The organism is Vibrio sp. QJM3NY_27 (assembly GCF_057785955.1).
This window is the reverse complement of the sequence record NZ_CM173511.1, coordinates 3,509,438-3,525,625: the sequence shown is the minus strand read 5'-3', so window position 1 is coordinate 3,525,625 and position 16,188 is coordinate 3,509,438. Positions and strand designations below refer to the sequence as shown.

Sequence of the window (16,188 nt, the reverse complement as noted above, 5' to 3'; positions counted from 1 at the left end):
GGTGCCCCACTCTATTTAAGTTATATGAAATGACCGCTAATTTTACCTGTTGATAAGTCAGATCACCAGCAATTGATCACAGATCCAGTGAATAAGATCCAAGTTATTCACAATAAATAGTGCAAAACTGGATGGATCCACACATCTTGCCCCTACTTTACTCACACAACGATCCACTTATGCCCGGATCCTTGCTAGTTATCCCCAAATCGAGAATACGATCTGGTTATGGTTAATAACATCTGGTTATTTATTCTATTGAGCATTTTCCCAGTAACATCCAACCCTATAAATATAAGGAGTTACCAAATGAATAACTGGATTAAGGCTGCAATTGCGGCTATCGCACTCTCTGCTGCTACTGTTCAAGCCGCGACTGAAGTTAAAGTCGGCATGTCTGGTCGCTACTTCCCATTTACGTTCGTTAAACAAGACCAACTACAAGGTTTTGAAGTGGATTTATGGGATGAGATCGGTAAACGTAATGACTATAGCGTTGAATACGTAACGGCAAACTTCTCTGGTCTGTTTGGTCTTCTTGAAACGGGTCGAATCGATACCATTTCAAACCAAATTACAATAACGGATGCACGTAAAGCGAAATACCTATTCGCAGACCCTTACGTAGTAGACGGCGCACAAATTGCCGTTCGTAAAGGTAATGACAGCATTAAAGGTATCGAAGACCTAGATGGTAAGACGGTTGCGGTAAACCTTGGCTCAAACTTTGAGCAACTGCTGCGCAGCTACGACAAAGAAGGCAAAATCAATGTCAAAACCTACGATACCGGTATTGAACATGATGTCGCTCTTGGTCGTGCCGACGCATTCGTAATGGATCGCCTATCAGCACTAGAGCTTATCAAGAAGACTGGTCTACCATTACAGCTAGCAGGACAACCATTCGAGACAATCGAAAATGCTTGGCCTTTCGTAAACAATGACAACGGTCAAAAACTGCAAGCAGAAGTAAACGAAGCATTAGCAGCAATGCGCGCAGATGGTACGCTAGAAAGTATCTCTCAGAAATGGTTTGGTGCGGACATTACTCAGAAGTAACGACTCACTTTCCCATTTAAGGCCCACTGCTTTACACAGCGGTGGGCTTTTTGCTTTTGTGCACTGATTAAAAAGCCTGATATAACAGTATTTCCAAACAATACTTCCAATAAAAATATGAGATAGATTATGGGATTTGACTTTAATTACATGCTAGGTCTGTTGCCAATACTGCTGAAGTATTTAGGCACCACTATGGAGATGGCAATCTGGGGCTTATTTTTCGCCCTAATTCTATCTTTGATACTGGCGAACATTCGTGTATTCAAAATCCCAGTACTCGACCAGCTTAGCCAGCTGTATATTAGCTTCTTCCGAGGCACGCCACTGCTGGTGCAACTGTTTCTTCTATACTATGGCCTACCACAAGTGTTTCCGTGGATGGTTGGACTTGATGCGTTTGGCGCCGCGGTTATCGGCTTAACCTTACACTTTGCTGCTTACATGGCTGAAAGTATTCGTGCCGCGATTATCGGTATCGATCGTAGCCAAATGGAAGCAAGCCTATCAGTCGGTATGACAACCAGCCAAGCCATGCGTCGAGTGATCTTGCCGCAAGCGACACGTGTGGCACTGCCTTCTTTAATGAACTATTTCATCGACATGATTAAGTCGACTTCACTTGCATTCACCCTAGGTGTAGCCGAAATCATGGCTAAAGCTCAGATGGAAGCTTCTTCAAGTTTCCGCTTCTTCGAAGCTTTTTTAGCAGTCGCGCTGATTTACTGGGGCGTGGTGGTTATCCTCACTCGTATTCAAATTTGGGCCGAAGTGAAACTGAATAAGGCGTATGTACGATGATCAAATTACAAAATATCCACAAGCAGTTTGGTGACACCGAAGTATTGAAAGGGATCGACCTCGAAATCAAGCAAGGTGAGATAATTGTCATCATAGGTTCAAGTGGTACGGGTAAGTCTACCCTGCTGCGTTGTGTGAATTTTCTAGAGCAAGCCGATCAAGGTACGATTTCAATTGATGATATCAAGGTTGATACTCAGAAACACACTAAAGCAGAGGTGCTTGCACTGCGCCGTAAGACCGGTTTTGTGTTCCAAAACTATGCACTGTTCGCTCACCAAACGGCAAGGCAGAATATTGCCGAAGGTTTGATTACCGTTCGTGGTTGGAAAAAGCAGCAAGCTCATGAAAAAGCACAACAAATACTCGATGATATTGGCCTAGGAGAAAAAACAGATAGCTATCCAGCAGCGCTCTCTGGTGGCCAGCAGCAGCGTGTTGGTATTGGCCGTGCGATGGCTCTACAACCAGAGCTTTTATTGTTTGATGAGCCTACTTCAGCGCTCGATCCTGAGTGGGTTGGCGAAGTGCTTAACTTAATGAAAAAACTGGCAAATCAGCATCAAACCATGCTGGTGGTTACCCATGAAATGCAGTTCGCTAGAGAGGTCGCAGACCGAGTGATCTTCATGGCTGATGGTCACATTGTCGAACAGGGATCTCCACAGGATATTTTTGGTAATCCACAGGATCCTAAATTAAAGAAATTCTTAAATAAGGTCGGGATCGAATAAGGATCCTTGTGATTTTAGTTATTCTACGTATAATCCCCCGACCGGAATTTTAGTTAACCCAATCATTGACACTTTTTGTGACAGTGATTACAATTCCGCCTCTTTGTTGAGAGGCGTCGGTTTTCCTTTCTTATATAAAGAAGAGAAAAAATGCCCACGCCGGGTTTAACAAAAACCTAAAACTACTGATCAGTAAGGTAATTACAATGAAACGCACTTTTCAACCTACAGTTCTAAAGCGTAAGCGTACTCACGGTTTCCGTGCTCGCATGGCTACTAAGAACGGTCGCGCAACAATCAATGCACGTCGTGCAAAAGGCCGTAAGCGTCTTTCTAAGTAATCTTTGATTATTTTGAATAAGCTAGCCTTCGGTCGGGAGTTACGCTTGTTAACTCCCGAACATTATCAGAATGTCTTCAAGCAAGCTCATCGAGCAGGCTCCCCTCATTTCACCATCATTGCCCGAAATAACTCTCTTTCAAATCCTCGCCTTGGATTAGCTGTTCCGAAAAAGCAGATTAAAACCGCCGTGGGTCGTAACCGATTCAAGCGTCTTACTCGTGAAAGCTTTCGTAACACTCAACACAAACTTCCTAACAAAGATTTTGTTGTAATCGCTAAGAAGAGCGCGCAAGATTTAAGCAATGAAGAAATGTTCAAGCTACTCGACAAATTATGGCTTCGCCTGTCTCGCCCTTCGCGTGGATAGCGCTAATACCCATCTATTTTTATAGATGGTTTATTAGTCCACTCATCGGCCCACGCTGCCGATTTACTCCAACCTGCTCTTTATATGCGATAGAAGCGTTGAAAGCTCACGGTTTTGTAAAAGGGTGTTGGTTATCAGGCAAACGTCTATTAAAATGCCATCCTTTGAACGAAGGGGGCTTTGACCCCGTTCCACCAGTCCAAAAACAAGACAGAGATAAATAACGATGGATTCTCAACGTAATATCCTGTTAATCGCATTGGCTTTGGTTTCTTTCCTACTGTTCCAACAATGGAACGTAGCTCAGAACCCAGCTCCACAAGCGATTGAGCAGGCACAATCTGGCAGCACCCTACCAGCGCCATCTTATGCAGATGACTTAGACCCAGCTCCGGGCCAACAAGTCGCTTCTGCAAAAACTATCACAGTAACAACTGATGTACTGACTCTGTCAATTGATACGGTTGGTGGTGATGTCGTTCAAGCAAACCTAAATGATTACTCTGCTGAGTTTGATTCTGAAGATACGTTTGTTCTTCTTAAGAACGAACCTGGTCACCAATTTATCGCGCAAAGCGGTCTAGTTGGCCCTCAAGGTATCGATTTAAGCAGCACTAACCGCCCTAGCTACTCGGTTTCAGCAGACAGCTTCACGCTTGCTGATGGTCAGGATGAACTACGCATCCCGATGACTTACCAAGCGAACGGCCTTGATTACACGAAAACATTCGTCCTTAAGCGTGGCAGCTACGCAATGGATGTTGAATACGATGTAGTCAACAACTCTGGTACTAACGCGACATTCGGCATGTACGCTCACCTACGTCAAAATGTTATGGATGACGGCGGTAGCTTAACAATGCCAACTTACCGTGGTGGTGCTTACTCTACGGAAGATACGCGTTACAAAAAATACAGCTTCGACGACATGCAAGATCGCAACCTGTCTCTTAACCTAGCCAATGGTCAAGGTTGGGCAGCGATGATTCAGCACTACTTTGCAAGTGCATGGATCCCACGCGACGAAGCAGGCAGCAACCTTTACACTCGTGTAATCGGTAACCTTGGCGACATTGGTGTTCGCATGCCGAACAAAACCATCGCTACTGGCGACGAAGCAAGCTTTAAAGCAACGCTTTGGGTTGGTCCTAAACTTCAAGACCAAATGGCTGCTGTAGCACCAAACCTAGACCTAGTAGTTGACTACGGTTGGTTATGGTTCATTGCTAAACCACTTCATACTCTGCTTTCGTTCATTCAAGGCATCGTTGTGAACTGGGGTCTAGCAATCATCTGTCTAACGTTTATCGTTCGTGGTGCTATGTACCCACTAACGAAAGCTCAGTACACGTCTATGGCGAAAATGCGTATGCTTCAGCCTAAGCTGACTGCAATGCGTGAGCGTATTGGCGACGACCGTCAACGTATGAGCCAAGAAATGATGGAGCTGTACAAGAAAGAGAAAGTAAACCCACTTGGTGGCTGTTTACCTATCATCTTGCAAATGCCTATCTTCATTTCGCTATACTGGGCACTAATGGAATCTGTTGAACTGCGTCACTCACCGTTCTTCGGTTGGATTACTGACCTTTCAGCACAAGACCCATACTACATCTTGCCACTTCTGATGGGTGCTTCAATGTTCCTAATCCAGAAGATGAGCCCAACAACTGTAACGGATCCAATGCAGCAGAAGATCATGACCTTTATGCCGGTTATGTTTACATTCTTCTTCCTGTTCTTCCCTTCAGGTCTGGTTCTTTACTGGCTAGTATCGAACATCGTAACTCTGATTCAGCAAACGCTTATCTACCGCGCGCTGGAAAAGAAAGGCTTACATTCTAAGTAAGTTCGATAATAGAAAGAGATAAAGAAAGGCGACCAAAAGGTCGCCTTTTTGTTTTTAGCTGATTACAATTCAGCTAATTGATTAATCGTGAACGCCCCTTTTTGGCTCTCACATGCTAGCAGGCACAACTATGACTACAGATACGATTGTTGCTCAAGCGACCGCGCCCGGCCGTGGTGGCGTCGGTATTATCCGCGTTTCCGGCCCATTGGCGACTCAGGTTGCCCTAGAAGTAACAGGAAAAACACTCAAGCCTCGCTACGCTGAGTACCTACCGTTTAAATCTGACGATGGCATCGAACTCGATCAAGGCATCGCGCTTTACTTCCCTAACCCGCACTCGTTTACTGGCGAAGACGTATTAGAGTTGCAAGGCCACGGCGGCCCAGTGGTTATGGATATGCTAATCAAACGCATCCTAGCCATTTCAGGCGTACGTGCAGCGCGTCCAGGTGAGTTTTCAGAACGTGCCTTTTTGAACGATAAGATGGATTTAACTCAAGCCGAAGCGATTGCTGACTTAATTGATGCCAGCTCAGAAGAAGCAGCAAAATCGGCGCTTCAATCGCTACAAGGCGAATTCTCTAAACGCATTAATACGCTTGTAGATTCTCTTATTTACTTAAGAATCTACGTTGAAGCAGCGATCGATTTCCCAGAAGAAGAAATTGATTTTCTTGCTGACGGTAAAGTCAGTACTGACTTACAGGCTATCATCGATAACCTCGAGGCTGTACGCCAAGAAGCGAATCAAGGTGCGATCATGCGTGAAGGCATGAAGGTCGTGATTGCAGGTCGCCCAAATGCCGGTAAATCGAGCCTATTGAATGCGCTGTCTGGCAAAGAATCTGCGATTGTGACCGATATTGCCGGCACCACACGTGATGTATTGCGTGAACATATCCATATTGACGGTATGCCACTGCACATTATCGATACCGCAGGTCTGCGTGATGCCTCTGATGAAGTAGAAAAAATCGGTATTGAACGCGCTTGGGAAGAAATTGCTCAGGCAGACCGAGTTTTATTTATGGTTGATGGCACGACAACAGACGCAACAGACCCGAAAGATATCTGGCCAGATTTCGTTGATCGTCTACCAGACAACATCGGAATGACGGTAATTCGTAATAAAGCGGATCAAACCAGTGAAGAGTTAGGCATTTGTCATGTTAACGATCCAACCCTGATTCGCTTATCAGCAAAAACAGGCCAAGGTGTCGACGCTCTGCGTAGCCATCTCAAGGATTGCATGGGCTTTGCTGGTGGTCATGAAGGTGGCTTTATGGCGCGCCGCCGCCACTTGGATGCACTAGAACGCGCATCGGAACACCTTGATATTGGGCAACAGCAGCTTGAAGGCTACATGGCCGGAGAGATATTAGCAGAAGAGCTTCGTATCACCCAACAGCACCTCAATGAGATCACAGGCGAGTTCAGTTCCGATGATCTTTTAGGTCGAATCTTCTCTTCATTCTGTATCGGTAAATAACATAAAGGCTGGCTTACGCTGGCCTTTTCTTTTGTAAGGACAGCTTAATGATCCACATTATTACAGGCAGCACCTTAGGTGGCGCTGAATACGTTGGCGATCACCTTAACGATCTTCTAGAGGCTCAAGGGCACGAGATAGAACTTCATAATCAGCCTGAATACAATAATATTCCTCAGCAAGATACTTGGTTAGTGGTGACATCAACACATGGTGCGGGCGATTTTCCTGATAATATCCAACCGTTGATCAACGCATTGACTCAAGAATCTCCAGATTTAAGTGCTATTCGTTATGCTGTTATCGCACTTGGTGATTCAAGTTACGATACCTTCTGTTCTGCGGGAAAATCAGTCCACAGCCAACTGAAAAAACTCGGTGCACAGCCTATTTCAGACTGCTTTACCATCGATGTATTGGAAACTCCGGTACCTGAGGATGCAGCTGAAGAGTGGTTTAACGATCATAGTGACCAGTTCTAGTCCCTCAATTTCCCCAAAAAGCGGCTTATGCCGCTTTTTTTGTCTCTGAATATCGTGATTGTGAATAACTTTTTTGAAAAAAATTTGAAAATTAAAGCAAAAACCTCAATTTTCTCTGTGGATAAGATCATACATATACGGTGATTAACCTATAGTTATCCAAATAACAACTTTCAAGCCAATTATCCCCTGTGAATAAGTAGCCATTTTGATCCCAGCTAATCCTCATCATGATCAAAGTTAGATCACATGCTTTGATCCAAAAAAGATCTATGATCTTGTTGATCATTTTTGACTTATCCACAGACACCCTCGATCCTAATAATAGATATAATAAAAGATCTCTATAAAGATCTTATCTATATTAATTAAAAACAGCTTTATCGAAAAATCCCAAAAACGTTTTCTCAAGCTATGAAAACAGGTAGAATATCGCTCCTTTTTATCAATCTAGAAAACGTTTGAATACCCGAGGTCGGTTCATGCTTTATCACGAAAAATTTGACGTCATCGTTGTTGGTGGTGGCCATGCAGGAACGGAAGCCGCACTCGCATCTGCACGTACTGGTCAAAGTACGTTACTACTCACTCATAATATCGATACGTTGGGACAAATGTCTTGCAACCCTGCTATTGGCGGGATCGGTAAGGGCCACTTGGTAAAAGAGGTCGATGCAATGGGTGGATTAATGGCGCAAGCTATTGATCATGCAGGTATTCAGTTCAGAACATTAAACGCATCAAAAGGTCCTGCGGTACGTGCAACTCGTGCACAAGCTGACCGCGCGCTTTACAAAGCCTTTGTTCGAAATGTTCTTGAAAACACGCCAAACCTAACTCTGTTTCAACAATCGGTTGATGACTTGATCGTTGAACAGGATCAAGTGGTGGGTGTTGTTACACAGATGGGCCTTAAGTTCCGCGCTAACGCTGTGGTACTGACGGTCGGTACATTTCTAGGTGGAAAGATCCATATTGGTATGGAAAGTTCTTCAGGTGGTCGTGCTGGTGATCCACCATCGATCGCACTGGCTGACCGTCTTCGTGATCTTCCATTCCGAGTTGATCGCCTGAAAACGGGTACACCTCCTCGTATCGATGCACGTAGCGTTGATTTTTCAGAGTTAGAGGTTCAGCACGGTGATAACCCAACACCTGTATTCTCGTTCATGGGTAGCCGAGCTCAACAGCCTCGCCAAATTCCATGCTACATCACGCATACCAACGAAAATACGCATGACGTTATTCGCGCCAATCTCGATCGCAGCCCAATGTACGCAGGCGTGATTGAAGGTATTGGCCCGCGCTACTGTCCATCGATTGAAGACAAAGTGATGCGTTTTGCTGACAAGAACAGTCACCAGATTTTCATTGAACCTGAAGGTTTGACGACCCATGAGCTATACCCGAATGGTATCTCTACAAGTCTGCCATTTGATGTTCAGGTAAAAATCGTTCACTCAATGAAAGGTTTTGAAAATGCTCATATCGTCCGCCCAGGCTATGCGATCGAGTATGATTTCTTTGATCCTCGAGACCTTAAGCTGACTTACGAAACGAAGTTTATTAAGGGTCTATTCTTTGCCGGTCAAATCAACGGTACCACTGGTTACGAAGAAGCGGCTGCACAAGGCTTGATGGCCGGTCTGAATGCAAGTTTGTTTACGCAAGGCAAGGAAGGCTGGAGCCCGCGTCGTGACCAAGCTTACATGGGCGTTCTTATTGATGACTTGTCGACGATGGGTACCAAAGAACCTTACCGTATGTTCACGTCTCGTGCGGAATACCGTTTGTTACTTCGTGAAGACAACGCTGATATCCGCTTGACTGAGAAGTCGCGTGAGCTTGGCTTGGTGGATGATGCTCGTTGGGCTCGATTCAACGAGAAAGTAGAAAATATGGAGAAGGAACGTCAACGTCTAAAAGAAACGTGGATTAATCCCAAATCTGAAGATGTTGATCAACTGAACCAAATTCTAAAAACACCTATGTCTCGTGAAGCAAGCGGTGAAGATCTTCTTCGTCGCCCTGAAATGACTTATTCACAGCTAACGGCATTGGATCGTTTTGGTCCGGCATTGGAAGATCAACAAGCATCCGAGCAAGTTGAGATCCAAGTGAAGTACGATGGTTATATCCAGCGTCAACAAGACGAAATTGAAAAATCACTGCGTCATGAAAATACCAAATTGCCTGCTGATATCGATTACAGCAAGGTGAAAGGACTTTCTAACGAAGTGGTTCTTAAACTAACGACTGCTAAGCCTGACTCAATTGGTATTGCTTCTCGAATTTCAGGTATTACGCCTGCAGCAATCTCAATTCTGTTGGTTTATTTGAAAAAACACGGCCTGCTGAAAAAAGGTGAGGAAGCATCATGAGCGCATTACGCGAAAAACTGGATCACCTGATTGGCCAGACTGAACTTGAAGTATCTGAAAAGCAACGTGGCCAATTGGTTGGCTACGTTGAGTTACTGAACAAGTGGAACAAGGCTTACAACTTAACGTCAGTTCGTGACCCGCAAGAAATGATGGTGAAACATATCTTAGATAGCATTATTGTTAGCACTCACTTACAAGGCAAGCGCTTTATTGATGTAGGTACAGGCCCTGGTCTTCCTGGGATTCCGCTCTCAATCATGAACCCTGACTGCGAGTTTTACTTGCTCGATAGCCTAGGTAAGCGTATTCGTTTTATTAAACAAGTGATTCATGAATTGGGTATCGACAACGTGGTACCGGTTCAAAGTCGTGTTGAAGAGTTTCAACCCGAAGAAAAGTTTGATGCCGTGCTCAGTCGCGCATTTGCGTCAATGACAGACATGGTAGAGTGGTGTCACCATTTACCTAAAGAGCAATCCGGTGTATTTTTGGCTCTTAAGGGACAACATCCTAGAGACGAAATCGACCTGTTACCTGAATGGTGTTCAGTGACAGACATTAAAGCTTTGCAAGTGCCAGAGCTTGATGGAGAGCGTCATCTAGTTACTTTATCGCGTCAGGGATAATCAGCGAGGCCATAGTGGGTAAAATCGTAGCAATTGCCAACCAGAAGGGCGGCGTAGGAAAAACAACAACTTGCATTAATTTGGCAGCATCAATGGCGGCAACAAAACGCAAGATATTGGTTGTTGACCTCGATCCTCAAGGTAATGCCACTATGGCGAGCGGTGTCGACAAGTATCAAGTTGAAGCAACTGCTTACGATTTGCTGGTTGAAGACACCCCATTTGATGAGGTAGTTTGCCGAAGTACATCTGGCAATTATGACCTCATCGCCGCAAACGGTGATGTGACTGCGGCAGAAATCAAGTTAATGGAAGTATTTGCTCGTGAAGTTCGTTTAAAAAACGCACTCGAATCCATTCGCGACAACTATGATTTCATCTTTATTGATTGCCCACCTTCATTAAACCTTCTTACAATCAACGCGATGGCTGCGGCCGATTCCGTATTGGTTCCTATGCAATGTGAATATTTTGCTTTGGAAGGTTTGACTGCGTTGATGGATACCATCAGTAAGCTCGCTGCGGTAGTAAACGAGAATCTGAAGATCGAAGGTCTTCTTCGTACAATGTATGATCCTCGTAACCGCTTATCGAATGAAGTCTCTGATCAACTCAAAAAACACTTCGGTAGCAAAGTTTACCGAACTGTGATCCCTCGAAATGTACGTTTGGCAGAAGCGCCGAGTCATGGCAAGCCAGCAATGTACTACGACAAGTATTCCGCAGGTGCTAAGGCATATCTTGCTCTTGCAGGCGAAATGTTGCGTCGTGAAGAAGTCCCAGTATAGGTCTAACCAAAGGAATTCGCTCAATGTCTAAGCGTGGTTTAGGAAAAGGGTTAGATGCATTGCTTGCAACTAGCTCATTGGCTCGTGAAAAACAACAAGTTGCTTCTCATAGTCAGGCTTTGTCTGCAGAAGGTGAGTTCACAGAGATTGCTATCGGTAGCTTGAAGCCAGGTGTATATCAACCGCGTAAGGATATGGCGCCAGAAGCGCTAGAAGAGCTGGCCGCATCTATTCAATCTCAAGGTATTATCCAACCTATCGTCGTGCGTCCTTTAGCGTATGGTCAATATGAGATTATCGCTGGTGAGCGCCGTTGGAGAGCTGCTCGTCAAGCTGGCTTAAAACAGGTGCCGTGCTTGGTCAAGAAGGTTGAAGACAAAGCTGCGATTGCGATGGCATTGATTGAGAACATTCAGCGTGAAGACTTGAATGTTATCGAAGAAGCACAAGCGCTAGAGCGCTTACAGAACGAATTCGAGCTGACACATCAACAAGTCGCCGAAGTGATCGGTAAATCGAGAGCAACGGTTAGTAACTTATTACGTCTAAATCAGCTAGAAAATGAAGTAAAAGGTTTAGTTTCCAATAAACAACTGGAAATGGGTCATGCTCGAGCATTGCTTGCGCTTGAAGGTGATACCCAGATTGAAGCAGCAAACACTGCGGCAACCAAAAAAATGACCGTGCGTCAAACTGAGCTGCTTGTCAAAAAGTGCTTAAAACCAGACGTTGAACCAGAATCGAAGCCTGAAGACACAGAAGCTATCGAACTTTCACGAAGACTCACGGAAAAATTGCAAGCAAACGTTTCAGTTACTCGTTCTGTTAGCGGTAAGTCAAAAGTGACGATTACTCTTGATGAGCCTCACAAATTAGAGCAACTTATTGCTAAACTAGAGTACTAAATGAGATAATTGATTTAGGTCAATTATGTAATAAACAAGTAATTTCGTACAAAAGTTGTCGGTTTGTATGCAAAAATGTAAAAGATTGCTGCATTGTGATTGCAATCAATTTGGCTGAACGTATAATTTTCGCCAATTTCTCAGCACGCTTATAAGCGAGTGGTAAAGTGGGCTTAAAGAGGAACGAATACATGGTAGCGGCGTTAGCAAGACCAGGACGAGTGCTTGCAAAGCAAATGTTATTGATCGAGCTTAGCGCGGTTATATTAGTGGCGATAGGGTTAGGTTTAGCTGTTAATCCTGATTGGGGTTTTGCTGCATTAATCGGTGGCGGTATTTTTGTCATCGCGAATGTGGTTTTTTGTGTGTGTGCTTTCCTATTTTGTGGAGCTCGTGCAACTAAGTTAGTTGCGGCGTCGTTCTATGCTGGCGAAGTGCTCAAAATCTTAATCACAGTTTTACTATTCTCTATTGTCTACATGTATATGCAGGTGGAATTAATTCCCCTCAAACTGACCTATTTACTGGTTCTAGGTATTAATATCTTTGCGCCAGTGCTTTTCATTAACAATAAAAAATAGGATGAGTTATGGCTGCGCCAACAGCATCCGGATACATTGAACACCATTTACAAAACCTTTCTTTAGCTAAGTTTGGTCTTGTAGAGGAAACAAGTTTCTGGAACGTACATATAGACAGTCTGTTTTTTTCTGTGCTGACAGGGGTGTTATTCCTTTGGGTTTTTCGCTCAGTCGCTAAGAAAGCAACAGTAGGTGTACCTGGTAAGCTTCAGTGTTTTGTTGAAATGGTAGTGGAATTCGTTGGCGACAACGTTAAAGAAACTTTCCATGGCCGCAATCCTCTGGTAGCTCCATTAGCACTGACTATATTCTGCTGGATTATCATAATGAACTTGATGGACTTAGTGCCTATCGATTTCTTACCGTATCCTGCAGAGCATTGGCTAGGTATCCCTTACTTGAAAGTGGTTCCTACAGCTGATGTAAATATAACAATGGCAATGGCTTTAGGTGTTTTTGCTCTGATGATCTACTACAGCATCAAAGTAAAAGGCTTAGGCGGATTTGCTAAAGAATTGGCACTGCATCCATTTAATCACCCAATCATGATTCCATTTAACTTGGTACTTGAGGTAATTTCGCTATTAGCGAAGCCACTATCTCTAGGTATGCGTTTATTTGGTAATATGTTTGCGGGTGAGGTGGTGTTTATTCTTATCGCGGCAATGCTACCGTGGTACTTACAATGGGTAGGTGCACTACCTTGGGCTATCTTCCATATCTTGGTTATTTTGATTCAAGCGTTTGTTTTCATGATGTTGACAATCGTTTACCTATCAATGGCCCATGAAGATAGTGATCACTAAAAAAATTTTTAAGCTTTATTCTAACTATTAATGTTAATCGGAGAACGTAAATGGAAACTGTACTAAGTTTTTCAGCAATCGCTGTTGCTATCATTGTTGGTCTTTGTGCCGTAGGTACTGCAATTGGTTTTGCTATTCTTGGTGGTAAATTCCTAGAAGGCGCTGCGCGTCAACCTGAAATGGCTCCAATGCTACAAGTTAAGATGTTCATCATCGCTGGTCTACTGGATGCTGTTCCAATGATCGGTATCGTAATCGCACTACTATTCACGTTTGCTAACCCATTTGTAAGTCAGCTAGCAGGCTAATTAACTCTTAATAGTTAATTAAATTTTTGTAGTTGATTCTTAACGAGGAGTAGCTGTTGTGAATATGAACGCAACTCTGTTAGGTCAAGCAATTGCTTTTTCGCTGTTTGTTTGGTTCTGCATGAAATATGTATGGCCACCAATCATGCAAGCAATTGAAGAACGTCAGAAGAAAATTGCTGACGGTCTTGTAGCCGCTGAACGCGCTGCTAAAGACTTGAACCTGGCACAAGCCAACGCTTCTGAGCAAATGAAGGAAGCGAAGCGCACTGCAACTGAGGTTATTGATCAGGCAAACAAACGTAAAGCTCAAATTATTGATGAAGCTCGCGAAGAGGCTCAGGCAGAACGCCAGAAGATCCTAACGCAAGCTGAAGCTGAAATTGAAGCTGAACGCACACGTGCCCGTGATGACCTGCGCAAACAAGTCGCAACTCTGGCTATAGCTGGTGCTGAGAAAATCCTTGAGCGTACAATCGATAAAGATGTACACAATGATCTTCTTAACAACATTACTGCAAAACTTTAAAGCAAGGGGCTGTATATGTCTGATTTGACTACAATCGCACGCCCCTATGCTAAAGCAGCGTTTGACTTTGCGGTAGATAAAGGTGAGCTAGACCAATGGGGTCAAATGCTTACTTTTGCTGCCGAAGTGGCACAAAATGATGATGTTCATAATTTATTAAGCAGTTCAATGACTGCTGAAAAGTTAGCTGAAATATTCATTGTAATTTGTGGCGAACAATTTGATGAATTCGGCCAGAACTTAATTAAAGTGATGGCAGAGAATGGTCGTTTAATGGCCTTTCCTGATGTTTGTAAACAGTTCTTATTGCTTAAACAAGAGCACGAGAAAGAAATCGACGTTGACGTTACTTCAGCGGTTGAACTTTCTGAAGAACAGCGCACAAGCATCATCAGCAAATTGGAACTGCGCCTAGCGCGCAAAGTTCAGCTGAATTGCAGTATAGATGAGACTCTACTTAGTGGAGTTATTATTCGAGCCGGAGACCTAGTCATCGATAACTCAGCGCGCAGTCGTTTAGACCGCCTGAGCGATGCATTGCAGTCTTAATGGGGATTGGAGCATGCAACTTAATTCCACTGAAATTAGCGATCTAATTAAACAACGTATTGAATCTTTCGACGTTGTTAGTGAAGCTCGCAATGAAGGTACTATCGTTTCTGTAAGCGATGGCATTCTTAGCATCCACGGCCTAGCGGACGTGATGCAAGGTGAAATGATCGAACTACCGGGTGGCCGTTACGCGCTAGCACTAAACTTGAACCGTGATTCGGTTGGTGCTGTTGTAATGGGCCCGTATGCTGACCTACAGGAAGGCATGAAAGTTACAGGTACTGGTCGTATTCTTGAAGTACCAGTAGGTCCTGAAATGCTTGGTCGTGTTGTAAACACGCTAGGTGAGCCAATTGATGGTAAAGGTCCTATCGAAGCGAAACTAACTTCGCCTGTAGAAATTATCGCACCAGGTGTAATCGACCGTAAATCGGTAGATCAACCTGTTCAAACTGGTTACAAGTCAGTTGACTCAATGATCCCTATCGGTCGTGGTCAACGTGAACTAGTAATCGGTGACCGTCAGACTGGTAAAACAGCAATGGCGATCGATGCGATTATCAACCAGAAAGACTCTGGTATTTTCTCTATCTACGTAGCTATCGGCCAAAAAGCGTCGACTATTGCTAACGTAGTTCGCAAACTAGAAGAGCACGGCGCACTGGCTAACACTGTTGTTGTTGTTGCATCTGCTTCTGAATCTGCTGCGCTGCAATACCTTGCACCGTATGCTGGTTGTGCGATGGGTGAATACTTCCGTGATCGCGGCGAAGATGCACTGATTGTTTATGATGATCTATCTAAGCAAGCGGTAGCTTACCGTCAAATTTCACTACTACTTAAGCGTCCACCTGGCCGTGAAGCGTTCCCTGGTGATGTTTTCTACCTTCACTCTCGTCTACTAGAGCGTGCTGCTCGTGTAAGCGAAGCATACGTAGAAAAGTTCACTAACGGTGAAGTGACAGGCAAGACTGGTTCTTTAACTGCTCTTCCTATCATCGAAACGCAAGCTGGTGACGTATCTGCATTCGTACCAACGAACGTAATCTCGATTACTGATGGTCAGATCTTCCTACAAACTGAACTATTCAACGCGGGCGTACGTCCAGCTGTTGACCCTGGTATCTCAGTTTCTCGTGTAGGTGGTTCGGCGCAGACTAAAATCATCAAGAAGCTATCTGGCGGTATCCGTACTGCTCTAGCTCAATACCGTGAACTTGCAGCATTTGCACAGTTCTCATCGGATCTTGATGAAGCGACCAAAAAGCAACTAGACCACGGTCAAAAAGTTACAGAACTGATGAAGCAGAAACAATATGCTCCTATGTCTGTATTTGACCAAGCTCTAGTAATCTTCGCTGCAGAGCGTGGATACCTTCAAGACGTAGAACTGTCAAAAGTTCTAGATTTTGAAGCTGCTTTACTGTCGTTTGCTCGTGGTCAATACGCTGATCTAGCAACACAGATCGACGCAACGGGTGCTTTCAACAAAGAAATCGAAGCTGAGCTGAAGAAGCTTGTTGACGATTTCAAGGCAACCCAGACCTGGTAATTGGTAGGTGGTCTTAGGGCCACCTCATAC

19 protein-coding genes are annotated in these 16,188 nt (G+C 44.2%); all 19 read left to right on the top strand.

The genetic code is table 11. The features are described 5' to 3' along the window. The first annotated feature begins 309 nt into the window (after positions 1-309). The 19 genes from AC3CIA_RS15925 to atpA all read left to right on the top strand — a co-directional run bounded on the left by AC3CIA_RS15925 (position 310) and on the right by atpA (position 16,158). Complete coding sequence (locus tag AC3CIA_RS15925) at positions 310-1,059, top strand: amino acid ABC transporter substrate-binding protein (protein WP_488518302.1); 750 nt, start codon at positions 310-312, stop codon at positions 1,057-1,059. A 129-nt stretch (positions 1,060-1,188) separates the two neighbouring features. Next, positions 1,189-1,860: an amino acid ABC transporter permease gene (locus tag AC3CIA_RS15920; protein ID WP_004735796.1), complete on the top strand. Its 672-nt coding sequence runs from the start codon at positions 1,189-1,191 to the stop codon at positions 1,858-1,860. Further along, positions 1,857-2,594: an amino acid ABC transporter ATP-binding protein gene (locus AC3CIA_RS15915; protein WP_004735798.1), complete on the top strand. Its 738-nt coding sequence runs from the start codon at positions 1,857-1,859 to the stop codon at positions 2,592-2,594. The genes AC3CIA_RS15920 and AC3CIA_RS15915 overlap by 4 nt, the downstream gene beginning before the upstream one ends. Before the next feature lie 206 nt (positions 2,595-2,800). Continuing rightward, positions 2,801-2,935 (top strand): 50S ribosomal protein L34, encoded by a 135-nt coding sequence (gene rpmH, locus AC3CIA_RS15910; RefSeq protein ID WP_004735800.1) that lies wholly within the window; start codon positions 2,801-2,803, stop codon positions 2,933-2,935. Between the two features lie 45 nt (positions 2,936-2,980). After that, positions 2,981-3,304, top strand: a complete 324-nt coding sequence (gene rnpA, locus AC3CIA_RS15905) for a ribonuclease P protein component (RefSeq protein ID WP_017055478.1) — start codon at positions 2,981-2,983, stop codon at positions 3,302-3,304. Continuing rightward, positions 3,271-3,528, top strand: a complete 258-nt coding sequence (yidD, locus tag AC3CIA_RS15900) for a membrane protein insertion efficiency factor YidD (RefSeq protein ID WP_004735802.1) — start codon at positions 3,271-3,273, stop codon at positions 3,526-3,528. The genes rnpA and yidD overlap by 34 nt, the downstream gene beginning before the upstream one ends. 2 nt (positions 3,529-3,530) lie before the next feature. Continuing rightward, on the top strand, positions 3,531-5,153 hold the full coding sequence (gene yidC, locus AC3CIA_RS15895) for a membrane protein insertase YidC (RefSeq protein WP_054548323.1): 1,623 nt from the start codon (positions 3,531-3,533) through the stop codon (positions 5,151-5,153). A gap of 130 nt (positions 5,154-5,283) precedes the next feature. Then, complete coding sequence (gene mnmE / locus AC3CIA_RS15890) at positions 5,284-6,645, top strand: tRNA uridine-5-carboxymethylaminomethyl(34) synthesis GTPase MnmE (RefSeq protein ID WP_004735804.1); 1,362 nt, start codon at positions 5,284-5,286, stop codon at positions 6,643-6,645. Between the two features lie 47 nt (positions 6,646-6,692). Continuing rightward, a complete protein-coding gene (gene mioC / locus AC3CIA_RS15885) occupies positions 6,693-7,127 on the top strand; it encodes an FMN-binding protein MioC (RefSeq protein WP_488518301.1) in 435 nt (144 codons plus the stop codon). 482 nt (positions 7,128-7,609) lie between these two features. Next, positions 7,610-9,508: a tRNA uridine-5-carboxymethylaminomethyl(34) synthesis enzyme MnmG gene (gene mnmG, locus AC3CIA_RS15880; RefSeq protein WP_488518300.1), complete on the top strand. Its 1,899-nt coding sequence runs from the start codon at positions 7,610-7,612 to the stop codon at positions 9,506-9,508. After that, positions 9,505-10,137, top strand: coding sequence for a 16S rRNA (guanine(527)-N(7))-methyltransferase RsmG (rsmG, locus tag AC3CIA_RS15875; RefSeq protein ID WP_017058801.1), 633 nt, complete (start codon positions 9,505-9,507; stop codon positions 10,135-10,137). Before mnmG ends, rsmG begins: the two co-directional genes overlap by 4 nt. Before the next feature lie 14 nt (positions 10,138-10,151). Continuing rightward, positions 10,152-10,925: a ParA family protein gene (locus AC3CIA_RS15870; protein WP_017077301.1), complete on the top strand. Its 774-nt coding sequence runs from the start codon at positions 10,152-10,154 to the stop codon at positions 10,923-10,925. 23 nt (positions 10,926-10,948) lie between these two features. Further along, a complete protein-coding gene (locus AC3CIA_RS15865) occupies positions 10,949-11,830 on the top strand; it encodes a ParB/RepB/Spo0J family partition protein (RefSeq protein WP_474356030.1) in 882 nt (293 codons plus the stop codon). 191 nt (positions 11,831-12,021) lie between these two features. Then, a complete protein-coding gene (locus tag AC3CIA_RS15860; RefSeq protein ID WP_004735732.1) occupies positions 12,022-12,411 on the top strand; it encodes a F0F1 ATP synthase subunit I in 390 nt (129 codons plus the stop codon). Positions 12,412-12,419: 8 nt separating this feature from the next. Further along, on the top strand, positions 12,420-13,217 hold the full coding sequence (gene atpB / locus AC3CIA_RS15855; RefSeq protein WP_004735733.1) for a F0F1 ATP synthase subunit A: 798 nt from the start codon (positions 12,420-12,422) through the stop codon (positions 13,215-13,217). 50 nt (positions 13,218-13,267) lie between these two features. Continuing rightward, on the top strand, positions 13,268-13,525 hold the full coding sequence (gene atpE / locus AC3CIA_RS15850) for a F0F1 ATP synthase subunit C (protein ID WP_004735734.1): 258 nt from the start codon (positions 13,268-13,270) through the stop codon (positions 13,523-13,525). A 58-nt stretch (positions 13,526-13,583) separates the two neighbouring features. After that, entirely contained in the window at positions 13,584-14,054 is a 471-nt protein-coding gene (gene atpF, locus AC3CIA_RS15845) for a F0F1 ATP synthase subunit B (protein WP_017077303.1), read from the top strand. A gap of 15 nt (positions 14,055-14,069) precedes the next feature. Beyond that, positions 14,070-14,603 (top strand): F0F1 ATP synthase subunit delta, encoded by a 534-nt coding sequence (gene atpH / locus AC3CIA_RS15840; protein ID WP_004735736.1) that lies wholly within the window; start codon positions 14,070-14,072, stop codon positions 14,601-14,603. A gap of 13 nt (positions 14,604-14,616) precedes the next feature. Further along, positions 14,617-16,158: a F0F1 ATP synthase subunit alpha gene (atpA, locus tag AC3CIA_RS15835; RefSeq protein ID WP_004735737.1), complete on the top strand. Its 1,542-nt coding sequence runs from the start codon at positions 14,617-14,619 to the stop codon at positions 16,156-16,158. The last annotated feature ends 30 nt before the right edge of the window (positions 16,159-16,188 follow it).